This window comes from Pseudomonas sp. JR33AA, from assembly GCF_021378985.1.
GTDB lineage: Bacteria > Pseudomonadota > Gammaproteobacteria > Pseudomonadales > Pseudomonadaceae > Aquipseudomonas > Aquipseudomonas alloputida.
In genome coordinates this window covers 120,740-137,309 of record NZ_JAJSAW010000003.1, presented here as the reverse complement: position 1 = coordinate 137,309, position 16,570 = coordinate 120,740, and the positions used below count along the sequence as shown (strand labels likewise).

Annotated in this window: 23 protein-coding genes and 3 pseudogenes; 12 read left to right on the top strand and 14 right to left on the bottom strand. The window is 58.2% G+C overall.

What is annotated here, in order from left to right:
• Positions 1 to 818: 818 nt before the first annotated feature.
• Positions 819 to 914 (top strand): annotated as a pseudogene (gene ligD, locus LVS58_RS25095) (non-homologous end-joining DNA ligase LigD); the annotation flags it as partial.
• Between the two features lie 174 nt (positions 915 to 1,088).
• Here ligD and LVS58_RS25225 read toward each other — a convergent pair.
• Both LVS58_RS25225 and LVS58_RS06715 read right to left on the bottom strand, forming a co-directional pair.
• Positions 1,089 to 1,239 (bottom strand): annotated as a pseudogene (locus tag LVS58_RS25225) (DUF421 domain-containing protein); the annotation flags it as partial.
• A 200-nt stretch (positions 1,240 to 1,439) separates the two neighbouring features.
• The gene (locus LVS58_RS06715; protein ID WP_233690404.1) at positions 1,440 to 1,949 is read right to left on the bottom strand and encodes a ferritin-like domain-containing protein; all 510 of its coding nucleotides are present in this window, start codon (positions 1,947 to 1,949) and stop codon (positions 1,440 to 1,442) included.
• 244 nt (positions 1,950 to 2,193) lie between these two features.
• On the opposite strand from LVS58_RS06715, the gene LVS58_RS06710 reads away from it, so the two are divergent.
• From LVS58_RS06710 to LVS58_RS06685, 6 genes and pseudogenes are all read left to right on the top strand, one after another.
• The gene (locus tag LVS58_RS06710; protein WP_233690403.1) at positions 2,194 to 3,078 is read left to right on the top strand and encodes a manganese catalase family protein; all 885 of its coding nucleotides are present in this window, start codon (positions 2,194 to 2,196) and stop codon (positions 3,076 to 3,078) included.
• A gap of 10 nt (positions 3,079 to 3,088) precedes the next feature.
• Complete coding sequence (locus tag LVS58_RS06705) at positions 3,089 to 3,319, top strand: hypothetical protein (protein WP_233690402.1); 231 nt, start codon at positions 3,089 to 3,091, stop codon at positions 3,317 to 3,319.
• Positions 3,320 to 3,562, top strand: a pseudogene (locus LVS58_RS06700) (YciE/YciF ferroxidase family protein); the annotation flags it as partial.
• Positions 3,563 to 3,712: 150 nt separating this feature from the next.
• Complete coding sequence (locus tag LVS58_RS06695) at positions 3,713 to 3,985, top strand: hypothetical protein (RefSeq protein ID WP_233690401.1); 273 nt, start codon at positions 3,713 to 3,715, stop codon at positions 3,983 to 3,985.
• A gap of 92 nt (positions 3,986 to 4,077) precedes the next feature.
• Positions 4,078 to 4,236 (top strand): hypothetical protein, encoded by a 159-nt coding sequence (locus LVS58_RS06690; RefSeq protein ID WP_233690400.1) that lies wholly within the window; start codon positions 4,078 to 4,080, stop codon positions 4,234 to 4,236.
• Between the two features lie 17 nt (positions 4,237 to 4,253).
• Positions 4,254 to 4,478 (top strand): DUF2188 domain-containing protein, encoded by a 225-nt coding sequence (locus LVS58_RS06685; protein ID WP_233690399.1) that lies wholly within the window; start codon positions 4,254 to 4,256, stop codon positions 4,476 to 4,478.
• Positions 4,479 to 4,907: 429 nt separating this feature from the next.
• Here LVS58_RS06685 and LVS58_RS25090 read toward each other — a convergent pair whose 3' ends face one another.
• The 5 genes from LVS58_RS25090 to LVS58_RS06660 form a co-directional block, all read right to left on the bottom strand.
• A complete protein-coding gene (locus LVS58_RS25090; protein ID WP_442796441.1) occupies positions 4,908 to 5,015 on the bottom strand; it encodes a hypothetical protein in 108 nt (35 codons plus the stop codon).
• A 95-nt stretch (positions 5,016 to 5,110) separates the two neighbouring features.
• On the bottom strand, positions 5,111 to 5,545 hold the full coding sequence (locus LVS58_RS06675; RefSeq protein WP_233690397.1) for a low affinity iron permease family protein: 435 nt from the start codon (positions 5,543 to 5,545) through the stop codon (positions 5,111 to 5,113).
• Between the two features lie 154 nt (positions 5,546 to 5,699).
• Positions 5,700 to 6,086, bottom strand: coding sequence for a response regulator (locus LVS58_RS06670; protein ID WP_233690396.1), 387 nt, complete (start codon positions 6,084 to 6,086; stop codon positions 5,700 to 5,702).
• 499 nt (positions 6,087 to 6,585) lie between these two features.
• Positions 6,586 to 7,512, bottom strand: a complete 927-nt coding sequence (pbpG, locus tag LVS58_RS06665; RefSeq protein ID WP_233690395.1) for a D-alanyl-D-alanine endopeptidase — start codon at positions 7,510 to 7,512, stop codon at positions 6,586 to 6,588.
• 276 nt (positions 7,513 to 7,788) lie between these two features.
• On the bottom strand, positions 7,789 to 8,463 hold the full coding sequence (locus LVS58_RS06660) for a polysaccharide lyase family 7 protein (protein WP_233690394.1): 675 nt from the start codon (positions 8,461 to 8,463) through the stop codon (positions 7,789 to 7,791).
• Between the two features lie 233 nt (positions 8,464 to 8,696).
• On the opposite strand from LVS58_RS06660, the gene LVS58_RS06655 reads away from it, so the two are divergent.
• Entirely contained in the window at positions 8,697 to 9,020 is a 324-nt protein-coding gene (locus tag LVS58_RS06655) for a DUF1654 domain-containing protein (protein WP_233690393.1), read from the top strand.
• A 38-nt stretch (positions 9,021 to 9,058) separates the two neighbouring features.
• Here the strand turns inward: LVS58_RS06655 and LVS58_RS06650 are convergent, their stop codons facing one another.
• A complete protein-coding gene (locus tag LVS58_RS06650) occupies positions 9,059 to 9,883 on the bottom strand; it encodes a S24 family peptidase (protein ID WP_233690392.1) in 825 nt (274 codons plus the stop codon).
• Between the two features lie 163 nt (positions 9,884 to 10,046).
• Here LVS58_RS06650 and LVS58_RS06645 point away from each other — a divergent pair, with 163 nt between their 5' ends.
• Positions 10,047 to 10,382, top strand: coding sequence for a chemotaxis protein (locus tag LVS58_RS06645; protein ID WP_233690391.1), 336 nt, complete (start codon positions 10,047 to 10,049; stop codon positions 10,380 to 10,382).
• A 65-nt stretch (positions 10,383 to 10,447) separates the two neighbouring features.
• On the opposite strand, the gene LVS58_RS06640 is transcribed toward LVS58_RS06645, so the two are convergent.
• Both LVS58_RS06640 and LVS58_RS06635 read right to left on the bottom strand, forming a co-directional pair.
• A complete protein-coding gene (locus LVS58_RS06640) occupies positions 10,448 to 10,630 on the bottom strand; it encodes a hypothetical protein (RefSeq protein ID WP_233690390.1) in 183 nt (60 codons plus the stop codon).
• A gap of 94 nt (positions 10,631 to 10,724) precedes the next feature.
• Positions 10,725 to 11,078 carry a hypothetical protein gene (locus tag LVS58_RS06635; RefSeq protein WP_233690389.1) on the bottom strand — a complete coding sequence of 118 codons (354 nt, stop codon included), beginning with the start codon at positions 11,076 to 11,078 and terminating at the stop codon, positions 10,725 to 10,727.
• Between the two features lie 161 nt (positions 11,079 to 11,239).
• Between LVS58_RS06635 and LVS58_RS06630 the strand changes: the two genes are divergently transcribed.
• A complete protein-coding gene (locus LVS58_RS06630; RefSeq protein WP_233690388.1) occupies positions 11,240 to 12,061 on the top strand; it encodes a shikimate 5-dehydrogenase in 822 nt (273 codons plus the stop codon).
• Between the two features lie 54 nt (positions 12,062 to 12,115).
• Here LVS58_RS06630 and LVS58_RS06625 read toward each other — a convergent pair whose 3' ends face one another.
• From LVS58_RS06625 to LVS58_RS06615, 3 genes are all read right to left on the bottom strand, one after another.
• Positions 12,116 to 12,358 (bottom strand): hypothetical protein, encoded by a 243-nt coding sequence (locus LVS58_RS06625; protein WP_233690387.1) that lies wholly within the window; start codon positions 12,356 to 12,358, stop codon positions 12,116 to 12,118.
• 97 nt (positions 12,359 to 12,455) lie between these two features.
• Positions 12,456 to 12,983: a lactoylglutathione lyase gene (gene gloA, locus LVS58_RS06620; protein ID WP_233690386.1), complete on the bottom strand. Its 528-nt coding sequence runs from the start codon at positions 12,981 to 12,983 to the stop codon at positions 12,456 to 12,458.
• Positions 12,984 to 13,207: 224 nt separating this feature from the next.
• Positions 13,208 to 13,567 (bottom strand): histone-like nucleoid-structuring protein, MvaT/MvaU family, encoded by a 360-nt coding sequence (locus LVS58_RS06615; RefSeq protein WP_233690385.1) that lies wholly within the window; start codon positions 13,565 to 13,567, stop codon positions 13,208 to 13,210.
• 361 nt (positions 13,568 to 13,928) lie between these two features.
• Between LVS58_RS06615 and LVS58_RS06610 the strand changes: the two genes are divergently transcribed.
• Both LVS58_RS06610 and cobF read left to right on the top strand, forming a co-directional pair.
• The gene (locus tag LVS58_RS06610) at positions 13,929 to 15,218 is read left to right on the top strand and encodes an OprD family porin (protein ID WP_233690384.1); all 1,290 of its coding nucleotides are present in this window, start codon (positions 13,929 to 13,931) and stop codon (positions 15,216 to 15,218) included.
• 67 nt (positions 15,219 to 15,285) lie between these two features.
• Complete coding sequence (gene cobF / locus LVS58_RS06605; protein ID WP_233690383.1) at positions 15,286 to 16,035, top strand: precorrin-6A synthase (deacetylating); 750 nt, start codon at positions 15,286 to 15,288, stop codon at positions 16,033 to 16,035.
• 69 nt (positions 16,036 to 16,104) lie between these two features.
• Here the strand turns inward: cobF and LVS58_RS06600 are convergent, their stop codons facing one another.
• Positions 16,105 to 16,455: a response regulator gene (locus LVS58_RS06600; protein ID WP_233690382.1), complete on the bottom strand. Its 351-nt coding sequence runs from the start codon at positions 16,453 to 16,455 to the stop codon at positions 16,105 to 16,107.
• Between the last annotated feature and the right edge of the window lie 115 nt (positions 16,456 to 16,570).

The window sequence follows — 16,570 nt, the reverse complement described above, 5'->3', positions numbered from 1 at the left end:
CTAGCCTGGCCCCAATGCGCCTCGCATTCGGTTGAAGGCTGACTGGTCGCCCATTCATGCATTCAGCGCTTTATGCCACAGAGGTAACACCCTCAGGCTGCGCAAAACCCAGGCTGGAGGCCGCGTGTTTTCGTTTGCAAAACGCTCGAAAAGTAAGGATTTTGGTCTGCGTTATTATGGTATAAATATAACAAAATCATACAGTTATGTTAGTCTCGTCCGCTGCATGGGGTGCAAGGGGTCGAGTGTTCGAATCACTCCGTCCCGACCAAATAACTCCAAAAAATCCAGTCACTTAGCGGTGGCTGGATTTTTTTGGTCGACGATTTTTCCACGGGCGCGTTTTTACCTCACTTTTTACCCCACCGAATTATCCCAGTAGAACAGCTCCAGGCCTTGCCCATTCGGCTCTCGCGCTGAACTGAAGTCCTTTTCGCCTCCTCGAATTTAGACACGGTCTCAGAGAGGTTTTGGAATGGACGACACGACCCTGGCCTTCATGATCTTCGCGGCAAATCACCCGGACGTGCTTGCCCAAGTCAAAATCTTGAGCGAAGCGGAAGCGCTGGAGGCCGGCGAGCCGCTGTCGGCGCTGCGTGACACCATGGTTGTCCAGACCCTCACGGTTGAAGCCGACATGCAAGGCGTCTCGCTCCCTGAGCTTGTTCAGAAGCTGATCGGCGGGGACGACCCGGGGGAGGGTGATCCGAGCGTCCCAGGGTTGGAAAAATACAATCGGATGCGCGACTTCAATGCCTCACCAGAACCATCGGGAGCGGAGAAATTCCCAATGCGCTCGAAGCGCGTAGCTGCTCACGCTCTTCATCGACTACCTGCGCAACGGCAAAGGTGCGACCACCGGCAACGTCTTTTCGGCGCGGGTCAGGGAAGGACTGCCGGTATCGGTGCCGATTGGGACGGTATGCCGACCATCCAGCAATTGATCACCCAGGAGATGAAAGCGCGGATCGGAATGAAGTAGCCCGCTGTTGCGATGGGAGAAGAGGAACGAGCTTGGCACATTTCGTCATCCCTTAGGTTCGCGCCGTTGGGCCTCACCAACCCTATTGTAGCAACCGCCGGCTTACTCAATCCTTTGAATTTAGCGGGATTTTTCCGTTTCGCTCCACAATCGCAATTTGATTTGCTCCACTGATTCCCCTGGCTATCTCGTGCTGTTTCGAGAATGTCATCCTCGGTTAACCGGGGTTGGCGCATTCGCTGATGCGCGGCAGCGCCGGGCTATGAGACATCGACACCTGGGGGGCGGGCTGTATTCTCGATACTGGATTCACGCAGTAGCGAGCCTTCAAGTTCAACCATCACTGGCTGACCAGGGTTTCCTGGACAGCCGCGTATGTCAGATGTGCTTTTCATTGTTGTGCCTTAACTCGGATAGTTGCGAGCCGCACGTTGTGACATACGGCTCACATAACTGATCACCGTTTTGCTTCTTCACCGGGGGTAGCCGACCGGCTCAAGAACGCCCGAGTTATTTCGGGAAGGTGATCTTTTAGCCAATCGGCCATGGCGACCTCTTCTTTCAAAATCGACCGGCAGGCCTCGGCAGTGAGTTCATCCCCTGCGAAAGTCGCTGCTTCAATAATTACCATGTAGGAAGCGATCTCAAGATTTTCGAACACATATCCAGACATCGCTCCTTTAACCACTTCATCGCTCATAGCCATACCCCCCACTGCTTGGCCGAACGCCATGAGCTTGCCCGCTAAGTCTTTCAATGTCGAAGTGCTCCCTCCTAAGCGCTCTATGCATTCAACCAATTTGCGTTGTTGCCCTTCCGTCTCTGTGATGTGCTGAGTGATTCGCTCACGAAGATCGGGATAATGCTCTAACCGTTCCGCTTGCGCTTTAAGCATTTTCTCGGCTTGCTGCTCCATCGCGTGAGCATCGCGCAGCCAATCCAATAAATTTTCCGCAGGCTTAGTCATATGTGCTCTCCATGTAGTGAAGTTATTCAGAGCTGAATTCAATTCACGTCGTTCGGTCGGGTTGATGGACGGTAGGATGCGCAAACTATTTGCCTGCAGTTATTTGGCAAACTTTATTGAACTTTCAGGTCGCGTCCACTCGTCTTGTTGGTTCTTTGGCGGTTTGCACCATTGAGCTCTTCTCAACTCCCACAAAGGACCCAGGACGTATTTGCGTGCTGGTTCAACCGTTGGGAGACTTAATATGTTTATCCATAACAAGCGTCTTCAATATACCGTGCACGTCGCTCAGCCCAATCCAGGCCTTGCCAACTTGCTTTTGGAGCAGTTCGGCGGCGCTCAGGGTGAGCTGGCGGCGGCCAGTCGATATTTCACCCAGGCCCTCGCCGAGGATGATCCAGGCCGCAAAGACCTGCTCATGGACATCGCCACTGAGGAGCTGAGCCACTTGGAGGTTGTCGGCTCGATCATCGTGATGCTTAACAAGGGAGCCAAGGGCCGCCTTGCTGAGGGGGTCGAAGAGGAGGGAGAGCTGTACCGAGCCATCAACGGGGCCGGTAACGACTCCCACATCACCAGCATCCTCTACGGTGCCGGCGCTCCCCTTACCAACTCCGCAGGGGTGCCTTGGAGCGCGGCCTATGTGGACACCATCGGCGAACCTACGGCTGATTTCCGCTCCAACATCGCAGCCGAAGCGCGGGCGAAGATCGTGTACGAGCGCCTGATGAACGTGACGGACGATCCAGGCGTGAAAGAGGCCCTCGGCTTCCTGATGACTCGGGAGATTGCGCACCAGCTTTCTTTTGAAAAAGCGCTACACGCCATTCAGCCCAACTTCCCTCAAGGCAAGCTTCCAGGCATGCCGGAGTTTACCAACAAGTATTTCAACATGTCGGGTGAGCCGAATGTGCGTGGCCCTTGGAATGAAGGCGAGGAGTGGGAATACGTCGAGAATCCCTCGGCAGCTGTTGATGGCGGAGATGGTACCGCTTCAGTGGAACTGGCCGGCCCTGATCTGGCGTTATTGGAAACCATGAAACTGCGGACGATGTCCGATCCAGCCAGCAACCCGGTCACCGGCGCGGATCTCGGCTCGGGCTTGGTCAACGGTAAAGGTGACGACTGAAGGAGGCTCTATGAGCACTTTGAGAAAAAGGGATAGGGTTCAGGTGGACATCGGCTTTGAGCATTTGATGAGCGCGGCGGTGGCAGAGTTTGAGGCCGACTCGCGCCTGGCTTGCCGAGCGATGCGAGTAAAGATGGCTATAGGCATGTTCGGCGTTGGCTCCCTGCTGCCCAACGATCTGCCCCCGAAGCTTCCCATTGAGCCCTTCGAGGAGAGTGTGGTCAGCCACACCCTGCAGTGAGAGCTGCTGGATGAAATCGAGAAGGGTGCAGTGCTTGATGCGGCGCTCATCGGGGCATGCCAGAAAGTCGAGCGTTACGAGATTGCCAGCTACGGCACCCTGATTGCGATGGCCAAGCGCTTCGGCATGGAAGAGGCGGCCTCGCTATTGGCAGACATGCTCGCCGAAGAAAAAGCCGCTGACGAAAAGCTGTCAGCGGTTGCCGAAGAGGGCGGCAACCAGGCCGCCGCCCTCGAGAAGTAACGAGTAGTGCCCAGCCAAGGACGTGCTGGGCCTTCTACGAATTTGTCATTTCACCACGACCTACGTCCCAGACCCATGCCATTGGCGCTATTCTGCTGAACCTCTGAGGCATTGGCGACTCAACCGAGCATCGATGTGTGAGGCATCCTGATGCGAACCTTTGAGAAAGACCTCTCTACAGCTCAACTGCTCAAGCTTGATTGCCTGGCCGGGTGGTTTCGGACGCTGGAGGACAGAGCATTGCGGATGGCGTCGCCGGACGACTATCACGAGGAGCTGCTTCGCCAGGCCGATGAGATGGATCGTCAAGGGATCATTTCTTGGCAGGAGTGGCGTGATCTACGTCTGGAGGCAGACGCTGCTTACCTCAGAGCGGTGACAGGGGACGATTATGCCTCCGATTTTCTGAGGAGATCGACATAGGGCATTAGGGGTTCGTGGTCTCGCGAGAAGACGCCGTCTATACCCACTTGGCGAGGCCGGCTATCCAATGACCATCACCTGGAGGATCCACCATGCAACCGACAACTGAAGGCTTGGAAGAGCAAGGCCCCAGCGGTGTCCCGTTCATCAACGATCCGGAAAAGCCCACCTCACCACCTCTGAATGATGCCGACGCAACAGATGCTGCCGAGGCCGAGAAAGACACCCAGGATGACGCAGATTCCATCTAGACCCGAGGAGCAACGCAATGGACAACTACCATCTGAGCCCAACGGATGAGGGGTGGGAACTGAAAAAGGTCGGTGCCGAACGCGCTTCTAAGCGTGCCGCCACGAAGCAGGAGCTGGTCAGCTCACTGGCTGATTTCTTTAACGGTAAAACCGGATCGGTGAAAATCCACAAGGCAGATGGCTCCATCGAGGAAGAGCGCACCTATCCGCGCACTGCTGATCCGAGGCGTTCGAAGGGGTGATTCCGATTACTGCGGCTGACCTTGGCATTGAAGTCACCGACTCGAGCAGCCACGGCTGGTTCAAGTGGCTGCTTGCGAGCTTTCTCATCGGGAAGAGAATTCGCTCAACGGTCGCCGTCGAGGCCTACCGCAATCTGGTAGAACGCCACGGGCTGGATACACCGGAAAGGTTGGCCGGGTGTTGCCATCGGGATCTCGTCAGCTTCCTGGGTCAGGCAGGCTACGCACGGTACGACGAGTCGACAGCGAGACGACTGCATACACTGGGCGCACGTCTGTCTCGGGAGCTGAATGCTCAACTGAATACCTTGAGGGCGGGACAGATGGATTATCCGGCGCTCCAGAGATGGCTTTTGAGCTTCGAGGGGATTGGCCCGAAAACAGTTGAGATCTTTATGCGCGAAGCGGCCGCGTCGCTCGACATGCCCACTACACGGGAATCGCCACCCAGAAGCGTGTCCCAGCATCCTCCGAGGACCTGACATTAAGTTGCCCACCATCGCTTGCGACAATTTGTGCCGCGATAAACAGCCCCAAACCCAATCCTGTACCGTTTCATGCTCACCCTCGGGCGCCAAGCCCTGGGACTATCGCTTTGCTTTGAAAATTCAGCTCTGTGGCTGAAAGAGGTTTCACTTCACCTTATTGGCATCTTCGCTCGCGCTGCAAGTGGGGACATCGGCATCGACATTGCCGCTCGGGAAGGGCGCTTTCTCATCACACTGTTCGCCCATCGCTCGATATTCCTTACGCAGCGTATGCAACTGCTCGCTGTCCAGCGCCTCAAGGTCGAGGACGGATCGCTCGGCGGATTTCGTTGCGCGGATGAGCTCGTCCAGCTTGACGTGGATGATGTCGTTGTCCCGGTTCTGAGTGTTCTGAATCAAGAAAACCATCAGGAAGGTAATGATGGTTGTAGAAGTGTTGATGATGAGCTGCCACGTATCGTTGTAGTGAAACCAGGGCCCCGAGGCCCCCCACATCGCGATGAGTACGATGGCGATGAGAAAGGTACTCGGCCTGCCGGCATGGTTGGACAGCCACTGGCAGAAACGCGCGAATTTCATGATGCTTTTCCTCTGGGATGCGTTGTACTAACCAGTTGACCCCGGAGCTGCTCAGAAATCTTTTTTTACATCTGCTTAATTTGACACTCGGCCGCTGAGGGGGGGATCACGAGTCTCTCCTCTGTCTCCAAGCGTGCAGCGACTTTTTCAAGCGCTACGGATGCCCCGGGCGGTCACCAGGCTGATCATGCGCAAGCAATTCACTGATGGTATGACTGAGCACATCCAGGGTGCACGGCTTGGTGATGAACCTGGCATTCCCAGGAAGAGAGCCAGGTGGTAAAACGGTGTGCCCAGAGACGATTATTACCGGCAAGCGGCGATTGGTTGACCAGATCGTTTTGGCTAGCCCGAGCCCATCAATCGAGCCCGGCATGCTCACGTCAGTGATGACCAGAACAAACGACTCGGCGTTGAACTCACGAAGGGCATCGTCGGCATTGCTGCACTCGACGACCTGATAGCCGAAGTGCGCCACAGCTTCGGCCATCAGCCAGCGCAGGATTTCATCGTCTTCAACCAGCAGAACCCTCTGTAACATCGAACCCAATCCTCGTCGTAGTACTTGTTAGTGGATCCTTCGAGCACAGCGTTGCTTGCGTCTGACAGAAGGTAACCACCCGCAGACACTCAAACTAGATTGAGCCGATATTCCGACGCCGCTGTCTTCGCTTTAGGTCATTCGTAGCCACAATGGTTGCAAAGGAGCGAGGATCGGCTGCTAGGGATGGAGGGCACTGGTTCGGAATGGCGAGTTACGCTTAGCGGGAGGGCTGGCGAGCGGACGTGTTTAACCTACCCCTGTGTGGACACACATCGCGGGTTGGACACAGCCCGTCGCAGGAGCGGGTTCACCCGCGAAAGGGCCGGCCCAGCTGGCCAATATCCACCCGCCGTTCACCGTTGCCGCCGCTATCGTATTCGCGGGTAAACCCATTCCTACCTGATCGGGAGGCACACATGGGTGACCGGGCGAAGCCCGAGGTATCCACCGCGTTGTCTGTTTCGCGGATAAGCCCGCACGTTCCAGGAAATGGCGGTCATTCGGCCGCCAATCGCCCCTTGTTCTGCCGGTCGGCCTTGTACTGCATGGCCACTGCCGGTGCCGGCTTGGCGGCACCGGTTTCCAGCCATTGACGCATGCGGCTGGCATCGGCGAAGTGGGTGTACTTGCCGAAGGCATCGAGAATGACCATGGCCACCGGGCGGTTATCCATGCGGGTCAGCAGTACCAGGCAGTGCCCGGCCTCGTTGGTGAAGCCGGTCTTGGTCAGCTTGATATCCCAGTTGCTTTTGTTCACCAGGTGGTCGGTGTTACGGAAGCCCAGGGTGTAGTTGGGCTTGCGGAAGGCGACGGTCTTTTCGCGGGTAGTCGACAGTTCGCTCAGCATGGGGTACTTGCGCGAGGCTATCAGCAGCTTGGCCAGGTCGCGGGCAGTGGATACGTTCTGCGTCGACAGGCCGGTCGGCTCAACATAGCGGGTGTGGGCCATTCCCAGGCTGCGGGCTTTGGCATTCATGGCCTTGATGAACGCCGGATAGCCGCCGGGGTAGGCGTTGGCCAGGCTATTGGCCGCACGGTTTTCCGAGGACATCAGGGTAATCAGCAGGGTTTCGCGGCGGTCCAGCTGGCTGCCCAGACGCACGCGCGAGTACACGCCTTTCATTTCCGGGTTGTTGGCAATGGTCATGGTGAGCATTTCATCCATGGGCAGCTTGGCATCCAGCACCACCATCGCCGTCATCAGTTTGGTCACCGAAGCGATTGGCACTACGCGGTCGGCATGGCTTGAATACAGCTCCTGGTTGCTGTTCAGGTCGATCAGCAGAGCACTGCCCGAAGCCAGGTGCAGTTTGGATGGGTCACGTTGAACCTGAGCCGGGGGTTGTGCAGCAGCGGTCGACGGAAGGGTCGCAGTACCTGTGAGCAACAGCAGCAGGCTGAGGATGGACAGGGATGTTTTCACGTTGAGGCTCACTAAAAGTTGGTATGTCGTTGGCTGTGCAAGGGTTTTCCCCCTAAAAACCGATGCATTCTGGAGTATGGCTGAATTGCTGTCGAATGCCTTATGCCTAAAGGGCGCAAGGTGAACGAAATTTAATCCTTTGCCCGTTCTTCATCCCTCACGGCTGGCAAAAAGGCGCTGTTCAGCCCCACCTGATAGAAGCCCAGCCCCGCGCTGTGTTTTTTGCTTTCATGCGACAGAATCAAGGCTTGTGATAGCAGGGCTGGGCATCGTCGTTCAGCGATGGATGAGCGAGAGCTCGCTGATGATGCAGACCGAGCCATCCTCGGCAGGCGTGGCGTCGGTGTAGTCGACCTGGTTGTAAACCCCGCCGTGGAACTCGAACAGGTGCGAAGCCCAGGTGCTGTCGAGCTGCAAATCGCCCGACGAGGCGGATACCCCATTGCATTCGACCGACACGGTTACCACGCCTTCAGACGTGGTGTGAATGCTGATGTGGAATGTCGCACCCAGTGGCACCCCCTTCAGGACTGTGGAATTCACCGGGTCGGTCTGGTTGAAGGTGCGCCGAAACCCAAGGGTGATGTTGCCCTTGTTCCAGAACACCTTTACCGGCGGGCCGTCATCCCCGCGTACGTGCATCTGGGCGATGACCACCTTCTGCGCCGCGTTGACCTTGGTCAGCGTCATTGTCTGGTGATTCCAGTGATCCTGGGCGCTGGCCAGCGTCCAGTCTTGCGTTTCAGTCCATTCGCAGCGTGTCCTGTGGGTGCTTTTGCTCGAAGCACCTTTGGTTGGGGCTGAGAACTGGATCGAGCCATCGCCAAGCACCGTCACGATGCTGGGAAAGCGTGCAATCGCCTCAGCACCGATTAGCTCCAGAGCAACGGGGTTGGTTGAGGAGACGGGTACCGGCGTGGCAATGGTGAGGTGGCTGATATCTACGGCCATGGGGAACTCCCGACAAAAAGGTTTGAGTGACAGAGCAGCCGTGCAAGTGTCGGCTGAATACAAAATTAGCCACTAGCTAAATCAACGTCAATAGCTTACGGCTAAATTGATTTCGCTTTACGGGAAATTACCTGCTGGCGAAATTTTCCCTATTGAGGGCTTTACGCAGGATTTGGCAGTGGGATAAGCTTTTGCTGAGTACTGTACAAGCATACAGCTATCAGGATGAAAATATGGCTAGCCACATAAAGTCGGAACTCCAACTGCGCCAGGAAATGACCGGAATAGAGCGGCTTAGCCTGCGGGTATCGTCAATGATCAACCACCCGCTCGCACAGACGCAGCGCTGGGTGGTGGTGCATCGTCTGGATACCGACGGTGAAGCGGAATGGGAGGAGGTGATGGGCCAACTGCTGGAAACGCCCGAGTTGCAGCTGACGTTCAATGATGACGCTAGCGTAACGGTGCGATGGGCGCGCAGTAGCGTGGAAGAGCGTGATGATTTTATCGTCGAGCGCGACTGCGAACAGCAGATCGAGGAGGCGGCACCTTTTTGAGTGTCAGCAAAAGCCCGCCGGTCAGGGCGGGCTTCGGTTTATACCAGGTGGGCATTCCACACCAGCAGGACCCTGGCCTGTATGTAGGTCTCTTCGCGACGAATCATGCGGTCTTTGTGCCGCGAGTTGTCGGAGATCATCTCGAAGTGGTCCTCGTCCGCGATCTGTAGCCGCTTGATGTAGATGTGGTCGCCCCAGGAAAAGAAGTAGATGCCATCGCCGACGAATTCGCGGATGCTGACGTCGACGATCAGCGGGTCGCGGTGCCTGATGGTCGGCTCCATCGACTGGCCCCAGCCGGTCACCATCTTCAGGTGATGGTGCTCGCTGAACTCCACGCCCAGCTCACGCAGATGGCTGGGGCTGACGCGAACGTCCTTGAACATCTCGGGGTAGTCATGGGGGATCTGGCCGCCGCCCATGGCTGCCCGCACGTCATAGTGTGCAATCCACACTTCGTCACCGACCAAGCCGGGGCGAAGCGGCTCGGCTTTCAGCAGCGTGGCATCTGCAGGCTCTTGCGCAGCGGCCAGCAGCCTTTGCCGGGTTTCTTCAGAGATACCTTTGCCGCTTCGGGCAAGCATCTGTTGGACCAGGTCAGCTGCGGAGAGCTTGTTGTCACCTGGCTCGACAGCCGCTTGCGCGTGTTCGCCTGGCGATAGAGCGTCGAACCAACCCCGTGGCAAGCCTTCGATACCCTCGATGCGGCGGGCCACGTCATCGCCCAGGTTTTTCACGGTCTTGTCGGAAAGGATCTGGCTCAGGTGCGCAGGCGCCATCCCCCAGCGCTCTGCGCAGGTCCCCTTTCTCTGGCTGCCGATCAGTTTCACCAGGTTGTGTTTGCGAATTTGGTAGATGTCCATGGGGAGAAGCATGCCAGTGTTTAGCTCGCTGCTAAATGTGCGCATGGCTAAATCTGCTCTTGTGGTGTAGTTAGCTGTAGGCTAAATTAAGCGCACGAACAAGGAAAGCTGACGAGACATTTTCTCCAGGGCTGATCACATCATCATTTGTAATGAGGTTCACATGGATCCGACCGACCTCGGCCCGGGCACCGTCACTTGGCTGGGCGGTACGGGGACTTTACTGCTGGGTGCGTTTCTATGGCTACGTAAATGGTTGTCGAGGGATGCAGTCGACCGCGCGATGGACAATGCAGAAATAGCCGTCATCCACCACCTTACAACGCTGCTGGACATCGAACGGGATGCCCGAAGGGAGGCGCAGGCAAAAGCTGAACTGCTCGCCAAGGAACGAAACGAGCTGGTGATGACAGTAGGGCGGCTGCAAGGCAAGGTCATGGTGCTGACCAAGTTGGGCAGTAGCGGCCAAACAGGAAATGGCAGCCCGGGCAATCCGTGAAGAAAAAAAGCCCGCCATAATGGCGGGCAACAAGGGCGTAGGGAGCAACGCACAACAAATTCGGTTCAGGCAACCAGCGTACCTGGTTGCAACTGTTCGGCCAGTGCCCGGGCTGAGGCGAGCGTCGGCATCGGGCCGCTCACGGCTTCGCCGTTGCGAACCAGGTACCAGCACGCCAGAAGGCCCTGCTCACGCAGTGGGGTGGGAACGGCGCTGCCGACAACGGACATGATCTGAATAGTGGCCATGGGGACCTCCTGTGAAACATGGCCCTACCATACGCAGCAGCCGGGGTTGTTTGAAATCAACTTCCTCGATAGTGATCATTGCTCCTATCAACCGTTACCAGCGCGGTGGCCCGTAGTACACCGGTGGCGGCCCATAGTAGGTGCGGTAGCCCGGCGGCGGAGGGGGTGGTGCGTAGTAGGGCTGGTAGTACACCGGCTGGGGTGGCGGTTGTACGTACACCGGCGGCGGCGCGTAATAGACCGGCTGGCGTTCGACATACACTGTACGGTCATGGCCGCCATAAACCGTCGCCCCTACCACGGCGCCGACCACTGCCGCACCCAGCAGTGGGCCCGGCCCATACCAACCACCGTGCCCATGGCCGCCATAGCCGCCGTGAGCTGCTGCAGGCCCGCTGACGGCCAAGGCACCGACCAGCAGGACGATTCCGGGAATGAGACGGTTCATAAAACAACCTCGCAGGAAAACCCCACGTCCGGGGCCCTGTTACTATGACTCCGGTCTCTGTCAGCTGCGCACAGGGGAACGGTAAAGGTTGTGTAAGGGGCGACCAGTGGTTCACCCTGGTAAGCTGAATAAACGTTTCAGTCATGACCAAGGAGCCTGTTATGCCGACAACTCCAAGCCGGGACACCGTGCTTTGCATCTCGCTGGCCGGTCGCCCCGGCACCTTCGGCGTGCGCTTTCACAACCACCTCTACCAGCAGTTGGGCCTGGATTTCTACTATAAGGCCATGCGCACCGATGACCTGCCAGCGGCGGTGGCAGGGATCCGCGCCTTGGGTATTCGCGGCTGCGGGGTGTCGATGCCGTACAAGGAAGCCTGCATGGCCTTGGTCGACGAAATCGACCCCTCGGCGGCGGCCATCGAGTCGGTCAATACCCTTGTCAATTGCAATGGTCACCTGAAGGCTTACAACACCGATTACCTGGCCGTGCGCCAATTGCTGGTGCAGCATCAGGTCGATCCGGGCACTGCCTTTGCCCTGCGAGGCAGCGGTGGCATGGCCAAGGCCGTGGCCAGCGCCTTGCGCGATGCCGGGTTTGCCGAAGGCATCATCGTTGCACGCAACGAGCAGGCCGGGCGTCAGTTGGCGGATGTCTGTGGTTATCGCTGGGAGCCTGAGCTCGGCGACCTCTGCCCGCCGATGCTGGTGAACGTGACGCCGGTCGGTATGGCAGGCGGGCAAGAGGCAGAAGAGCTGGCGTTTCCCGAGCACGCCATCGCGGCGGCGGAGCGGGTGTTCGATGTGGTGGCGATGCCGGCGCAGACGCCGCTGATTCGCCGGGCTCAGGCGTTGGGCAAGCCGGTGATCACTGGGCTGGAGGTCATTGCGCTGCAAGCGCTGGAGCAGTTCGTGCTGTACACCGGGGTAAGGCCGTCGCAGGAGCAGGTGGATGCGGCGGTGGCATACGCGCGGGCTACCTAGTTACACCTACCCCCTTCGCGGTATCAGCCGCGAAGGGGGGCAGGCAGAACCGGATCAGAACACTTCGTGCCCGTTATCCAGCTGTTTGTCGACCAGTGCCCGGCCATGGGCCAGCGATACATGTTGTGCATTCTCAAGGTCAGAGAAGAACTGCATGGGCATCGACATGCGCTTGCTGGTGTGCCCATCAGGTGCCGTGATCAGGCAGCCGGCGGCATAGGGCAGGGGGGAGTCGGGATGTGGCATCACGCTGGCAGTGATGGTGTGCTCGCGGTATTCACAGTGAAGAGATTGCATCGTCCTTACCTCGCTGTGGCATGTGAAGCAGTTACCTTCATATACCACAGCAAGAGGCCGGGAGTTCCCGGCCCGACGAGCGCGCCACGATCAACGCTCAGCCTTCGAGCTCGGTTGGCTGGATCACTTCGACCCAATAACCGTCCGGGTCCTTGACGAAGGCCAGGTGGTTCATGCGCCCGTCCTGCAGGCGTTTCTGGAACGGCACTTCCAGTGCCTCGAAGCGCGCGCAAGCGGCGCGTACGTCGGGTACCGAAATGCAGATATGACCAAAGCCGCGCGGTTCGGTGTTGCCATTGTGGTAAGCGAACTCGGCATCGTTTTCGGTGCCATGGTTGTGGGTCAGCTCCAGCACACCAGGGATCGACTTCATCCACTGGTGGCGGGCGGTGTCATCAGCGGGGATCTGTGCCGGGTCGACAAGGGCCAGGAAGTACAGGCTGAAAGCGGCTTCAGGGAAGTCACGCTTGTCCACCAGGCGGAAGCCCAGCACACGGGTGTAGAAGTCCAGCGACTTCTTGATGTCCTTGACCCGCAACATGGTGTGGTTGAAGACGAACTGGGCGGTGGCGGCGTCAGGTTGTGCGGTGACGCCAGGCAGGGTTTGCAGATCGTGCAGGCTCATGGGAACTCCTGAGACGGGGCCGGGCGCAGGGCGCCGGCAAAACAGACAGGCTGGCCATGATACGGCAGTGCGCCGATTGCGCAAATGAAAGCGCCCTGCAAAGGCAGGGCGCTGAAATTAGAGGCCCGCATGTGCGGGCGCGTGATGGGGTCGCTAATCCTTTAGCTGTTTCGATACTGAGCCACTGCTTGTGAAAAAAGCGTGAAGCCTTTGTGGGCATTTCATCAGCGTACCCAGCTTTCTACCGTGGCGGCCCCATATTGTTCTTTCCAGGCCTTGAGGCCGCGGTGGTTGCCGCCTTTGGTCTCGATTCGCTCGCCGGTGTGCGGGTTGTGATAGACCTTGACCACCCGTGGGCGGCGTTGTTGCTTGGGGGGTGTGCTGGACGCACGGGCCACAGCCTTCGGGTCGAGGATGGCGATGATATCGCGCAGGCTCTTGTCATAGCTTTTCATCAGGCCGACTAGTTTCTGCTCGAATTCGATTTCGCGTTTGAGGCCGGCATCCTTTTTCAACGCTTCCAGTTGCGCCATCTGTTCCTGGAGCGCTTTTTCGGCAGCACGAAACTCTGCAAGTCTGGACACTGTAATCACTCCTGTACGTCGGTCGTGGCAGGGCGTGACGAACATTGAAGAAGAGTAAAAACGCCGGCCACGCAGGTGGGTTCCACTGTTCGCTGATATCGAGTGTAGTCATTCATGGCTACCGGGTAAACTGCTAACTTTTTGCAAGTAAGTCGGGAACTTTCCTAGTTTTGCGTGCAGTATTTTGCGTTTTTTTTGCGGTTGCACGGCAGGGGGCCTAGACCATGGTCCAATGGCCCGCGCCAGAGCCTTTGCGCGATCATTTCAGATGATGGTCGACTCATATTCTGGCCTGCCGCAGTGCCGTGGCCAACCCGTGCCACAGGTTGTTAACTCGTCTTCATTCTGGATGTTACCTCGCATGTTTTCCCCTTTCCCCCTCGCCCCCGGGCGCCGTGTTACCGGCCTGTTTCTATTGTGTGCCGGTGTCAACGCCCAGGCTGCTGGGTTTCTTGAAGACGGCAGTGCCAAGATCGAAGCACGCAATGTCTATTTCAACCGGGACTTCCGGGACGGTTACAGCAGTTCCAGCCAGGGCGCATCCAAGCGCGAAGAGTGGGCACAAGGTTTCATCCTCAATGTGCAATCGGGTTATACGCAAGGCCCGGTAGGCGTTGGTGTGGATGCGCTGGGCATGTTCGGCTTCAAACTGGATTCCAGCCCGGCCGACAGTAACAGTGGATTGCTGCCCTCGTCTGGCCACGCCCCCCGGCACTCGGCCGACCAGTATGCGAAGATGGGCCTGGCGGCCAAGGTCAAGGTCTCCAATACCGTGTTCAAGTACGGTTCAATGATGCCGGATGTGCCGTTGCTCAAGTACAACGATGGTCGTTTGCTGCCTACCCTGTTCCAGGGTGCCATGCTCACCTCTGAAGAACTGCACGACCTGAAGTTCACCCTGGCTCGCCTGGACAACTACACCGCTCGGGATTCCACCGATCGCCAGGACATCCGCGTGCACTGCAAGAACAAGCGTTATGCGTGCGATACCGAAGCCGACCACTTCGACCTGGCCGGTGTCGACTACCGTTTCAACGAGCGTTTCAGCGCCCAGTATCAAGTGGCCAAACTGGAGAATATCTACCGTCAGCACTTCCTCGGCCTGGTGGCCAGTCAGCCGCTGCCGGTGGGTAGCCTGTCGGCTGATGTGCGTCTGATCAAGAGTGATGACATCGGCAATGCCCGTGCGGGTGAAATCGACCACCGCGCCTTCAGCGGCATGCTTGGCTACAGCCTCGGTGGCCACAAGCTCAGCGCCGGCTGGCAGCGCATGTATGGCAACAGCGCCATGCCCTACCTGGATGGTAGCAACCCGTACCTGGTCAACTATGCCCAGGTCAACGATTTCGCCGCTGCACAGGAGCGCTCCTGGCAAGTGCGCTATGACTACGACTTCAAGGCACTGGGTGTACCCGGCCTGACCTTCTTCACCCGTTACATCAACGGCGACAATATCAAGGTGCCGGGCAGCGGTGCCGAAGGCAAGGAGTGGGAACGCGACACCGAGTTCAAGTACCAGGTACAAAGTGGCTCTTTCAAGGATGTCAGCGTACGCCTGCGTAATTCCACTTACCGCAGCAACTATGAACGGTGGGCGCGTGACATGGATGAGACGCGGGTCATTGTCAGCTACAACTTCTCGATCTTCTAAGCGGCTGCTTTGCCAAATACCGGCAGCCGCCTGACAATGGTGGCGGGCTCCCGCAAAGGGCAGGGCAATGAAAGACCTGTTTTTGATCGGCATTGGCGCGGGTGACCCGCGCCAGGTCACCTATGAAGCAGTCGATGCGTTGCGTAGCGCCAGCGTGTTCTTCGTGCTCGACAAGGGCGACGACAAAGATGAACTGGTACGCCTGCGCAAGGCCATTCTGCAGCGCTACCGCCCCGAAGGTGGCTACCGCCTGGTGCCGGTGGTCGACCCTTTGCGCGATGTGCACGCGGATGACTACCTCGGCGCAGTGCAGAGTTGGCACCGGCAGCGTGCTGCGCTGTATGCGCGACTGATCGAGCAGGAAATTGGCGACGGGGAAGCGGGAGCCTTCCTGCTGTGGGGCGAGCCGACCCTGTACGACAGCACCCTGCGTATACTCGACCTGGTCCGCGAACACGGCGTGACGTTGCGCTTGCAGGTCATCCCTGGCATCAGCAGTGTGCAGGCGCTGGCGGCGCGGCACCAGGTGCCGCTCAACCGCATCGGCGAGCCCCTGACCGTGCTACCGGGGCGACGCCTGGCCGGGCAGGGGACTATCGACAATGTGGTGGTGATGCTCGACGGGCAGTGCGTCTTTGCCAGGCTCGATGACCCGGCGCTGACCATCTACTGGGGCGCGTATCTGGGGACCGAGGATGAAGTGCTGATTGCCGGGCCGTTGCAGGCGGTGAAGGCACGCATACTGGAAGTGCGCGAGCGGGAGCGGGCGCGCAAAGGGTGGATCATGGATACCTATCTGCTGCGCAGAGAGTTGTGAGGTGGGTTGCCTGCGCAGGCCGCTTCGCGGGTAGGCCCGTTTCGGCGAGCGACACAGGCAACGCCGTGCTCAAGGGTTCCCCAGAATACCTACCACCGTGTCCCGCAACTGGTCGATGCTGAACGGCTTGCCGATCAGGTGCATGCCCGCCGGTACATTGAGGCTGTCGGCGTAGCCGCTGGCGAACAGCACCGGTAATAGCGGCCGCAGTTCGCGCGCTTTACCCGCCAATACCTCACCTCGCATGTCGGGCAGCCCCACATCGGTCATCATCAGCGCCAGCGCCTGGCTTGGGTCTTCAAGTACACGCAGGGCGGCTGCGGCGTCTTCTGCCTCGATGACCGTATAGCCCAGCTCGTCGAGCACTTCGACCATCAGCATGCGTACGATGTCGTCGTCTTCGACTACCAGAAGGTGCATGGTTCAAATCCTGTACAAATGAGTGTCTTTAATCTGTGCACCGCGCGGCATCAGAAGTTCCCGAGGATACCGCTGCATGCAAATAGATGGAACGATCGCCGAACGCAACCTTCAA

Excerpts from the sequence above, each read along its gene's own strand:
- LVS58_RS06715 (WP_233690404.1), bottom strand. The coding sequence starts at position 1,949 with ATGACTAAGCCTGCGGAAAATTTATTGGATTGGCTGCGCGATGCTCAC.
- LVS58_RS06710 (WP_233690403.1), top strand. The coding sequence starts at position 2,194 with ATGTTTATCCATAACAAGCGTCTTCAATATACCGTGCACGTCGCTCAG.
- LVS58_RS06705 (WP_233690402.1), top strand. The coding sequence starts at position 3,089 with ATGAGCACTTTGAGAAAAAGGGATAGGGTTCAGGTGGACATCGGCTTT.
- LVS58_RS06695 (WP_233690401.1), top strand. The coding sequence starts at position 3,713 with ATGCGAACCTTTGAGAAAGACCTCTCTACAGCTCAACTGCTCAAGCTT.
- LVS58_RS06690 (WP_233690400.1), top strand. The coding sequence starts at position 4,078 with ATGCAACCGACAACTGAAGGCTTGGAAGAGCAAGGCCCCAGCGGTGTC.
- LVS58_RS06685 (WP_233690399.1), top strand. The coding sequence starts at position 4,254 with ATGGACAACTACCATCTGAGCCCAACGGATGAGGGGTGGGAACTGAAA.
- LVS58_RS06675 (WP_233690397.1), bottom strand. The coding sequence starts at position 5,545 with ATGAAATTCGCGCGTTTCTGCCAGTGGCTGTCCAACCATGCCGGCAGG.
- LVS58_RS06670 (WP_233690396.1), bottom strand. The coding sequence starts at position 6,086 with ATGTTACAGAGGGTTCTGCTGGTTGAAGACGATGAAATCCTGCGCTGG.
- LVS58_RS06660 (WP_233690394.1), bottom strand. The coding sequence starts at position 8,463 with ATGGCCGTAGATATCAGCCACCTCACCATTGCCACGCCGGTACCCGTC.
- LVS58_RS06655 (WP_233690393.1), top strand. The coding sequence starts at position 8,697 with ATGGCTAGCCACATAAAGTCGGAACTCCAACTGCGCCAGGAAATGACC.
- LVS58_RS06650 (WP_233690392.1), bottom strand. The coding sequence starts at position 9,883 with ATGGACATCTACCAAATTCGCAAACACAACCTGGTGAAACTGATCGGC.
- LVS58_RS06645 (WP_233690391.1), top strand. The coding sequence starts at position 10,047 with ATGGATCCGACCGACCTCGGCCCGGGCACCGTCACTTGGCTGGGCGGT.
- LVS58_RS06640 (WP_233690390.1), bottom strand. The coding sequence starts at position 10,630 with ATGGCCACTATTCAGATCATGTCCGTTGTCGGCAGCGCCGTTCCCACC.
- LVS58_RS06635 (WP_233690389.1), bottom strand. The coding sequence starts at position 11,078 with ATGAACCGTCTCATTCCCGGAATCGTCCTGCTGGTCGGTGCCTTGGCC.
- LVS58_RS06630 (WP_233690388.1), top strand. The coding sequence starts at position 11,240 with ATGCCGACAACTCCAAGCCGGGACACCGTGCTTTGCATCTCGCTGGCC.
- LVS58_RS06625 (WP_233690387.1), bottom strand. The coding sequence starts at position 12,358 with ATGCAATCTCTTCACTGTGAATACCGCGAGCACACCATCACTGCCAGC.
- gloA (WP_233690386.1), bottom strand. The coding sequence starts at position 12,983 with ATGAGCCTGCACGATCTGCAAACCCTGCCTGGCGTCACCGCACAACCT.
- LVS58_RS06610 (WP_233690384.1), top strand. The coding sequence starts at position 13,929 with ATGTTTTCCCCTTTCCCCCTCGCCCCCGGGCGCCGTGTTACCGGCCTG.
- cobF (WP_233690383.1), top strand. The coding sequence starts at position 15,286 with ATGAAAGACCTGTTTTTGATCGGCATTGGCGCGGGTGACCCGCGCCAG.
- LVS58_RS06600 (WP_233690382.1), bottom strand. The coding sequence starts at position 16,455 with ATGCACCTTCTGGTAGTCGAAGACGACGACATCGTACGCATGCTGATG.